At 57.6% G+C, this 8,341-nt stretch carries 5 protein-coding genes; 2 read left to right on the top strand and 3 right to left on the bottom strand.

Going from position 1 to position 8,341, the window contains the following annotated elements; all coding sequences use genetic code 11:
• Positions 1-1,183: 1,183 nt before the first annotated feature.
• Complete coding sequence (locus tag HY17_RS08130; RefSeq protein WP_034765589.1) at positions 1,184-2,356, bottom strand: IS481 family transposase; 1,173 nt, start codon at positions 2,354-2,356, stop codon at positions 1,184-1,186.
• A gap of 224 nt (positions 2,357-2,580) precedes the next feature.
• On the opposite strand from HY17_RS08130, the gene HY17_RS19310 reads away from it, so the two are divergent.
• The gene (locus HY17_RS19310; RefSeq protein ID WP_051599837.1) at positions 2,581-3,246 is read left to right on the top strand and encodes a GntR family transcriptional regulator; all 666 of its coding nucleotides are present in this window, start codon (positions 2,581-2,583) and stop codon (positions 3,244-3,246) included.
• Between the two features lie 3 nt (positions 3,247-3,249).
• On the top strand, positions 3,250-4,980 hold the full coding sequence (locus tag HY17_RS08120) for an amidohydrolase family protein (RefSeq protein ID WP_034765586.1): 1,731 nt from the start codon (positions 3,250-3,252) through the stop codon (positions 4,978-4,980).
• Positions 4,981-5,038: 58 nt separating this feature from the next.
• On the opposite strand, the gene HY17_RS08115 is transcribed toward HY17_RS08120, so the two are convergent.
• Complete coding sequence (locus HY17_RS08115) at positions 5,039-5,713, bottom strand: TetR/AcrR family transcriptional regulator (protein WP_034765582.1); 675 nt, start codon at positions 5,711-5,713, stop codon at positions 5,039-5,041.
• Between the two features lie 155 nt (positions 5,714-5,868).
• Positions 5,869-8,184 carry a TonB-dependent receptor gene (locus HY17_RS08110; protein WP_034765579.1) on the bottom strand — a complete coding sequence of 772 codons (2,316 nt, stop codon included), beginning with the start codon at positions 8,182-8,184 and terminating at the stop codon, positions 5,869-5,871.
• Positions 8,185-8,341 lie beyond the last annotated feature (157 nt).

Genomic DNA, 8,341 nt, shown 5'->3' with positions numbered 1-8,341 from the left:
TGCGGCGGTGGGAGCAGGAGCCATCCACCCCATCTACAACACGGTAAGACCGCACAGCGCGATCGGGAATATGCCCCCGATTACACTGATGAATCACCTCGGCGAAGCCAGCCCGCTAAGGTGAGGAGGCGCCAAAAACTCCAGCCCCGAATGAGGGCACTTTTGGGAGCAGTTCAGAGGTGCCAAAAACTCCAGCCCCGAATGAGGGCACTTTTGGGAGCAGTTCAGAAGCGCCAAAAACTCCAGCCCCGAATGAGGGCAATTTTGGGAGCGGTTCACTTGCGACAGACTCTCCATTCAAATGCGGGACCAGACGGGGCTCAGGTCACCAGGTACAAAGAACTCTGCTCGATGGGAGACTACGGTGCCGGGCCGGAATTGAGAAAAGTCAACCGTGAAGGCGAGTTCCAGAGCAAACTACTGCAAGCATAAAGCCGCCTTTCAGGAAGGAACAGGCCAATGAAATTTTCCATCCTCTTGCCAGCAACAATGGCTTTGCTGTTGATGGCTGCTTGTAACAAGCCGGAAGCAAATCAGCCGACGAGTGAAGTGTACGCGCCTCAACCGGAACCGCCGAATGAGACATCAGGTTCCGGCTCGGGAGGGACTGCTGAAACGGTGGAGCCGGGGCTGCCGTCTTCAGAAGAGCCTGCCGCTCCGCCTCCGGAAGAAGAGCCCCTCCCGGATTCGGAAGGCACGGCTCCGGCTTCCGCGGAAACTTCTCCGCCTGTACCCGGCGACAGCGCGTCCCCCGCACCTGCTGACACATCGGAGGCGCCTGGTGAGGTTCCGCCTGATGGGCAAGAGCCACCTCAGGATTAGTCGCGGCAAGAGCCCGCCCCAAGGTAGATGTCTGCCCCGGCTTGGGGCAGCATCAATGGGCGCCGGAAATGGCGGCGAAAAACAAGTGCTTCCGGTCGTCAAAGTGCCCTGCCATGCGCACGAATGCATAGCTCACTGGCGCGCAACTGGCGCGCAAAATGCGGATTTTAACGTCATTTCCTGACAATCCATGATCTCGAGAAAACCCTAGTGCTCTGTAATTAAAGCATTTAGGTGATTGCCGTATTCTTGTTCCGATTTTTGTAATCAGAGGGTCGCGGGTTCGAGTCCTGCAGCCGGCACCATGCGGAGATATGTCCGACCCGGAGACATAGGTAACACTTTGTACCGGAGAGATAGGTTACACATTCGCTCCGAACGGGTTGTTGATGGTCTGCAGGGTTCTCTGCTCGAGGTCAATGTATCCGAGGTCATAGTGCATGAAGGTGACGAGCCAGATTCCGTCATCGACCTCCTTGATTCCGACCCGCTGACCGGCGAGCACGGTTGAGATGTTGATTTTCTTCCGATGCATGCAGATCCGGCCGCAGGCGGTTATCAGGACCTCGCGATCATGGAAGGGATAATCGATCTCCGGCAGGCCTTCATAGATCCGGGCTGAGGGTGTGTAGACCTCTGCCGGCGTTGCCATATCGAGCCCTTCATGAGGGCGCTCTGTGTTGTACTCGCTAACGAAGTCATCGAAGCGGACCTGCTGCTGGAGGGGATTGGCTGAAGCCGGCCGGGTGGTTTCCTGCTTGAGGGTCAGGTGCATACGCTCATGCCGGCCGTTCTGCTGCGGATGTCCGGGCTTGATGCGTTCGATGGCGATGCCGAGCCTCAGCCACCAGACCGAGAGTTTCGAGAGATTGTAAAGACCGTTGGGACTGGCAAACGGCACGCCATTGTCTGAGCGTATGGCCTTCGGCAGGCCACGCGCCCGGAACAGGGTATGGAAGGCTTCGATGACGGGCGCCTCCTTTGTGCCCTCCAGGGCCTCGCAGGCCAGGATGAAGCGTGAGGCACGGTCGGTGACCGTCAGAGGGTAACAGTAGGCCTGGTTGCCGAGACGGAACTCGCCCTTGAAGTCGACACACCAGAGGGCATTGGGAACCGAGCCGGCGGACAGGGCGGTTCCCAATGCCCTCTGGCGCTTCCGGCCAGCCTTCTTCACCAGGCCGTGACGGTCCAGAACCGCATGAATGGTCGAATGAGCCGGAATGCGTACATCCCCTGCCAGGCGACGCACCAGCAGTTCCCGGATCTTGCGGGCACCCCAGCTGGGCTTGTCTTTCTTTGCCTCGATGATCGCCCGTTCGATCGGGACGGGTAGCTGGTTGGCGTACCGCACGGGCCGACGGGAACGGTCCTCCAGGGCGATCAGCCCTTCTTCCTTATAGCGATTAAAGATCTTGTAGCCCGTCTTCCGGGAAATCCCGAACTCACGGCAAAGATCCGTCATCGACTCGCCTTCAAGCCGGCGCGCAACAAAGCGTAGCCTCTCGTCCATTTTTGATTGTTCCTTCCATGGCATCTCAACCTCCCGCCAAAGCGAGAAGTGTTACCCATGTGTCCGGTACAATCTGTCACCCATGTCTCGAGCCGCTCAAAAACACAACCTGTTTGCTGCCCCACACATATGCAGGTTCGGCTGCGCTGCGCGGGCGATTTCGCTTGTCGTGACTTCGCTCCAGGAGCCCACCCTCAGATTGTCTACAATATTGTTGACAATCTGAGGGTGGAGCGAAATATTTGGGCATGTCCAAATACGCCCTCAAACCGGATCCTTCGCCGAAGCCCTCGGCGATCAGCATGGTTCACGCCATTATCGAAGGATTGGAGGTTGGCGAATACATACCCGGCCAGCGACTCGTGGAAGCGGAACTCTGCGCACGGTTCGGCGTCGGCCGGCAGGCTGTGCGTGACGCCCTGCAACAGCTCCAGGTCCGGGGCGTGGTGTCCATCACCCCCAATCGCGGCGCCGCCCTTGTGACGCTCACGCCGCAACAGGGTGTCGACACACTCAAAGTTACCGAATTGCTGTTCGGCCTGGCGGCCGAAAGCGCTGCATGTGAAATTGCCAAAGGGGCAAGCAGCGACCGGCTCGCCTTCGCAACGGCCGAGCTGGAACGCCTCCAGAATTCCATGTCGCCTCGCGACTTTGTCACCGCGCGCCGTCAGTTCTACAGCGCGCTCGCCGCCACAGCGAACAATGACGAGCTGTCTCACCTGCTCGCCCGCGTACGGGTTCACGTTCTGCGAGCCCAGTACGGTTTTCTGAGGCTGCGCGGACAGCACGCCTCTGAACTTATCGCTGTCGGAAAAAAGATCCTGGAAGGCGACCCGGCCGGTGCAGGCAAACTGAGCCGGGAGCATGTCCGCAAACTACAAGAAACACTGAAAGAATATGAAAAGGGAGCATGAACGATGAGCTATGACGTGGTCATTCGGGGAGGAACGGTTTTCGATGGAACCGGAGGTGCTCCCTACACTGCAGATATCGGTATCCGTGACGGTCGCATCGAGGCGGTCGGATCCATCGATACCAAAGGCGATCGTGAGATTGACGCGTCCAACTACATCGTGACGCCAGGGTTCATCGACATTCACACCCACTATGATGGGCAGGTAACCTGGGAGAATCGGCTGGCTCCTTCTTCAGGCCATGGCGTAACGACTGTCCTGATGGGGAATTGTGGTGTCGGCTTTGCGCCTTGCCGACCTCACCAGCGGGACATGCTCGTCAAGCTGATGGAAGGCGTGGAAGATATCCCTGAAGTCGTCATGGTCGATGGTCTGCCGTGGAACTGGGAAAGCTTTCCCGACTATCTCAATGCGCTGGAAGATCGCGCGCTCGACATCGATGTAGCGACCCAGGTGCCCCACTCCGCCCTGCGCATTTTCGTGATGGGAGAACGTGCGGCCCGCAAGGAAGCGCCGACAGCCGAAGACCTGAAGCAAATGCGGGCGCTTGTCACCGAAGCCATCGCTGAAGGTGCGTTCGGTGTGACGACGTCACGTAACATGATGCACCGGACCAAGGCAGGCGAATTGGCGCCAAGCCTGTATTCGGAGACGGACGAATTGAAGGCCCTGATGGATGGTCTTGTCGATGCCGACGCGGGCGTCTTTCAGCTCATTCCGGCGCCGGATGGTGATGCCGAATCCGAGTTCTCATTGGTGCGTCAGGTCGCCGAGCATGGCCGCCGCCCCATATCTTTTACGCTTCTTGACGTTCCGAACCAGCCGGGGCGCGGCTGGCGAGCTGTGCTTGAAGCACTGGAAGCCGCCCGCGCCGATGGACTGAAAATACGCGGCCAGGTCGCGCCCCGGCCAGTCGGCATGTTCTTCGGTCTCGATCTCAGCCTGCACCCTTTCACCGCCCATCCGAGCTACAGGGAAATCGCCTCCCTGCCGCTGGCAGAGCGCGTCCGCATCATGCGTGATCCGGAGTTCCGCGCGAAGCTGCTTTCGGAAAAAGCCGACGATTCCAATCCCGTCACGCTGAACCTCATCAATGCGTTCCGCGCTTCGCATGAGTGGGACAAGACACCGAATTACGAGCCGACGCGCGAGGATCGCATTGAATCCCGCGCCAATGCTGCCGGTCAAACTGTCGAAGAGTATGCCTACGACCTCCTGCTGAAGGATGACGGCAAGCGGCTCTTCTACCTTCCCGCTGCGAACTACACCGAAGGCAATCTCAACGCTGTTCGCGAAATGCTGGGCCACCCTGATACAGTCATGGCGCTCGCCGATGGCGGCGCCCACTATGGTCTGATCTGCGATGCAAGTTTCCCGACCTATTTCCTGCAACGCTGGGTACGTGACGCCAAGGAAGAAGAGCGGATCTCCCTGGCCGATGCGATTGCGGAATTGACCTCACGGCCCGCCGACACGGTTGGCTTCACAGACCGCGGACGGATTGCCCCTGGCCTGAAAGCTGATCTGAATATCATCGATTTCGATACGCTCTCACTTCATGTCCCGACCGTAAATTACGACCTGCCGGCTGGCGGCAAACGCATGAACCAGCTCGCCGATGGATATATTGCGACCCTCGTTTCCGGTGAAATCACCTATTGGCAAGGCGAACAAACGGGCGTGCTACCCGGACGCCTCGTGCGGCGCGGGAAAGAGGCAATTTCAGTTTCGTAACTTGACGAGATCAATCCCAGGAAGTGAAGCGTGCCAGGCAGGCGTGATCGGTGATCTTTTATGCCCGCTTGGCCGCCTTCCCTGTGCGGACAGGCTTCTTCGGTTTGGGCTTCGGACTCACTTTCAGACCCTCAACTACGATATCGAGGAAGGCTGCGCGAAAGTCTGCGGCGGGTGCCTCTTCGCCGGGGGTTTCGCCGAACGCAATCTCCACCAGAGGCGCAACATTGAAGTAAGTGACAATGGCGCCATGGAGCAGCATCAGGATCTGGTGTGGCTTGTGGTTTTTGATCTGCCCACTGTCTATTCCTCTTTGAATGAGCCGGCAGAACCCGGTGTAGGACGTCTTCATGACCATGTCGTACAGCCATTCAAGACGCTCACCGCCAGCCTGCCCTTCCAGCAGGATGAACCGGCCTAGTTCGGGCCGCTGAATTGAAACATCGACAATGAGGCCGCAGAGGTACTGGAGCGCCTCGACCGGTTCCATTTGCTCGACAGTTTCCCAATCAGTCGGAATTTCCGATCCGATCTGGGCTGCCAGAGATTGGATTGCCGCGATCCAAAGCTCCGTCTTGCTGCCGAAATGATAATGGATGCTGGGTTGAGACACTCCCGCCGCAGCTGCGATCTGGGTCGTGCTTACGCCGTCATACCCGCAGGTCGAAAAAAGCTCGATCGCAGCCTCGAGGATCTGAGAGTACTGCTCAGTATATTTTTCTCGCTTCAACATTCATCAGACACTTGAATTGTTTGGTGATCGCAGAACCATACGGCCAGCCGTCCGAAAAAGAAACAGCGCCGAATGAAGAAGCCATGGGCCTTTCATCCGGCGCTGAAGGTGACCCGTCACGTTGGAGGATCCGTCTGATTGGGCAAGAGCCCCGCCTAGAAGGACTTTCGGACGGAGAGGTAAACGGTTCTGGGAGGATTGTACGCGCCCACGACCCCGGCCGACAGCAGGGGCTGAATGAACGAAAACACTTCATAGCGCTCTTCAAACGCATTCTTGACTTCAGCCCTGACTGACCATCCCGACAAGGTGTCGTTCAGTCCGATATGGAAGTCAGCCACCTGGTATTCACCCGTGCCACGCGGCAGGGCCGGGTTTCGGTGGAGTTGATTGGAACTGAAGGACAATCGACCGCCGGCATTGAGTTCCAGGTTTCCAGATATTGGCCGGATATAGTCTGCACCAATCATTCCACTGACTTTAGGTGCATCAGCGAGCCTGGTGCCCGTAGACTGGCTCTTGGCTTCAAGGAGGCCAATATTACCGTAGGTGGTGAGATTGTCCGTCAGACGGTATCGCGTTTCCAGCTCAAGCCCGTAAGTTTCGGCATCGAAGCTCTGGATGACGAACGCACCGGTGACGCCCACGTTCGGATCAAAGACCGAGTCCTGGAAATCTGTCAGATCAGTGTAGAACGCCGCGGCGCTCATCGTTCCCCGGCCGCCGGCATAACTCCCCTTGGCGCCGATCTCAACAGAGCGCGCGACTTCCTCAGGAATGATAAATGGCTCAGGCGTGAACGAGCCGCTGATGGTCGCATTGTTAAACGCTGCGCTCTTCGTGCCCTGCGCGAAGGAAATGTACGTCATCCAGTCATCATTGATGTCGTAGCTGAAATTCAGGCTGCCATCGACGGACGTATCATCCGTCGTTGTGGTCGGCACGACACCTGCGGCGTTGATCAGCGGATAGATCGAGATTCCTGCGCGCTGATCGACCGGCAGGAAGAAGTCGCCCGGAACTGAAATCGGATCAAGACCGATCAGGTCCAGCAGAGTAACGGAAAAGTCGGCTGTCTTTTCTTCGTATCCGATACGCAGACCACCGCTGACTGAAAATCTGTCCGTAAAATCATGCGTCATCAGGCCGAAAAGAGCATAGGACTCCAGATCCTGATCAAGCAGCGCATTGGACGTGCCCGCGAAGGCAAATCCACCGACGTCGACGCCGCCACTGATCGTGCCGGGCGAGAACCAGGTCTGCAGGCGGATCGTCCGGTCGAATGCCAGGCTCTGGTCCTGATACATGCCGCCAATGAATCCATGCCAGGAATCACCCGAGTAGTTCAGGCGAACCTCCTGGGTGAATTGCTCGAAATCCTCTTCGAACAGCTGGTACCCCTTGGGCTGTCCTGCGGCATCGCTGGAAGAATAGAAGATGCTTGAATAGTTGGAGTAATCCATCACCGAATAGGCGCTGACAGAGGTCAGCGTGAGAGTGTCGGACAGTTCCCAATCAAGGGTCAGGACGGCATCAGTACTATCTTGGGAATCGGCGTCGGCCGGAACGGAAACACCGTCGATGAACGTCGTCGTCGGGTTCAGATTTTTCTCATAAGGCCTTGTCGTATAACCGAAATAGGACACAAGCGCCGGGTTCAACACCTCCGTCAGCTGGAACGCGTTACCCGTCGTGTCCTGTTCCGAGTGCTGGAGCATGAAAGTCGCGGTCAGCGAATCCGTTGGCTCCGCGACCATGGTCCCGCGAACAATGTAGCGCTCGGTTGCCGGCACATCGTCTCCGCCGGCAAGGTTCTTCACATAGCCGCCCGTATCGGAATACTGGCCGCCGACCCGGAACCGCAATTTGTCACTGGCTGGAAGGTCCGCTGTCGCACCGACCGTGTAGCTTTCATTCTCGAATTCATAGCTACCGTAAACGTCGCCGCCGAATTCGGCACCCGGCTTGCGCGAGACAACGCTGATAGCACCGACGCTCGTGTTCTTTCCGAAGATGACGCCCTGCGCGCCTTTGATGACTTCCACCCGCTCCACATCGAACAAGGAGTCACGATATTGGCGGGCCCGCGGTTTGTAGACGTTGTCCACAAACAGACCAACCGACTGTTCAGCGGTCTGGTTAGCGTTGTTCGTGCCAATGCCCCGAATGACGATCGACGGCAGGTCGCCAGGCGACTGGCTAAAGGTCAGGCCGGGCACGTCCTGGGCAATTTCACTCACTTCCAGGATATTTCGGTCGGCGAGGTCCTGTCCACTCACGACCGAAATTGCGATCGGCGTTTCCTGCAGCGTGGTTTCGCTTTTTGTTGCCGTGACGATCACGACCGACTGCCGGCTCTCGTTTTCCTGGCTGGCGGGCGCTTCGTCTTCCTGAGCGACTGCCACCTGAACACCGGACATGGCCAGCATCGAAAGCACAATGGTGCTGGCACCAAACTTGGATCTATACATTTGACCTCCCTGGTCGCTCGGATTTTATCTGTGAGCTTTATCTGATAAGCCTATAAGCCTTTCCTTGCGGTCGCCAAGCCCCAATTACAAAAATTTTTTCCTCATGAATTGAGAGCGTCATTCTTCCTCCGTACGCTAACATTCATACAGTGACGGG

Source organism: Hyphomonas sp. CY54-11-8 (assembly GCF_000682735.1).
Classification (GTDB): domain Bacteria; phylum Pseudomonadota; class Alphaproteobacteria; order Caulobacterales; family Hyphomonadaceae; genus Hyphomonas.
The sequence above is the reverse complement of the archived record's forward strand: the minus strand, read 5'-3'. Positions and strand labels throughout refer to the sequence as shown.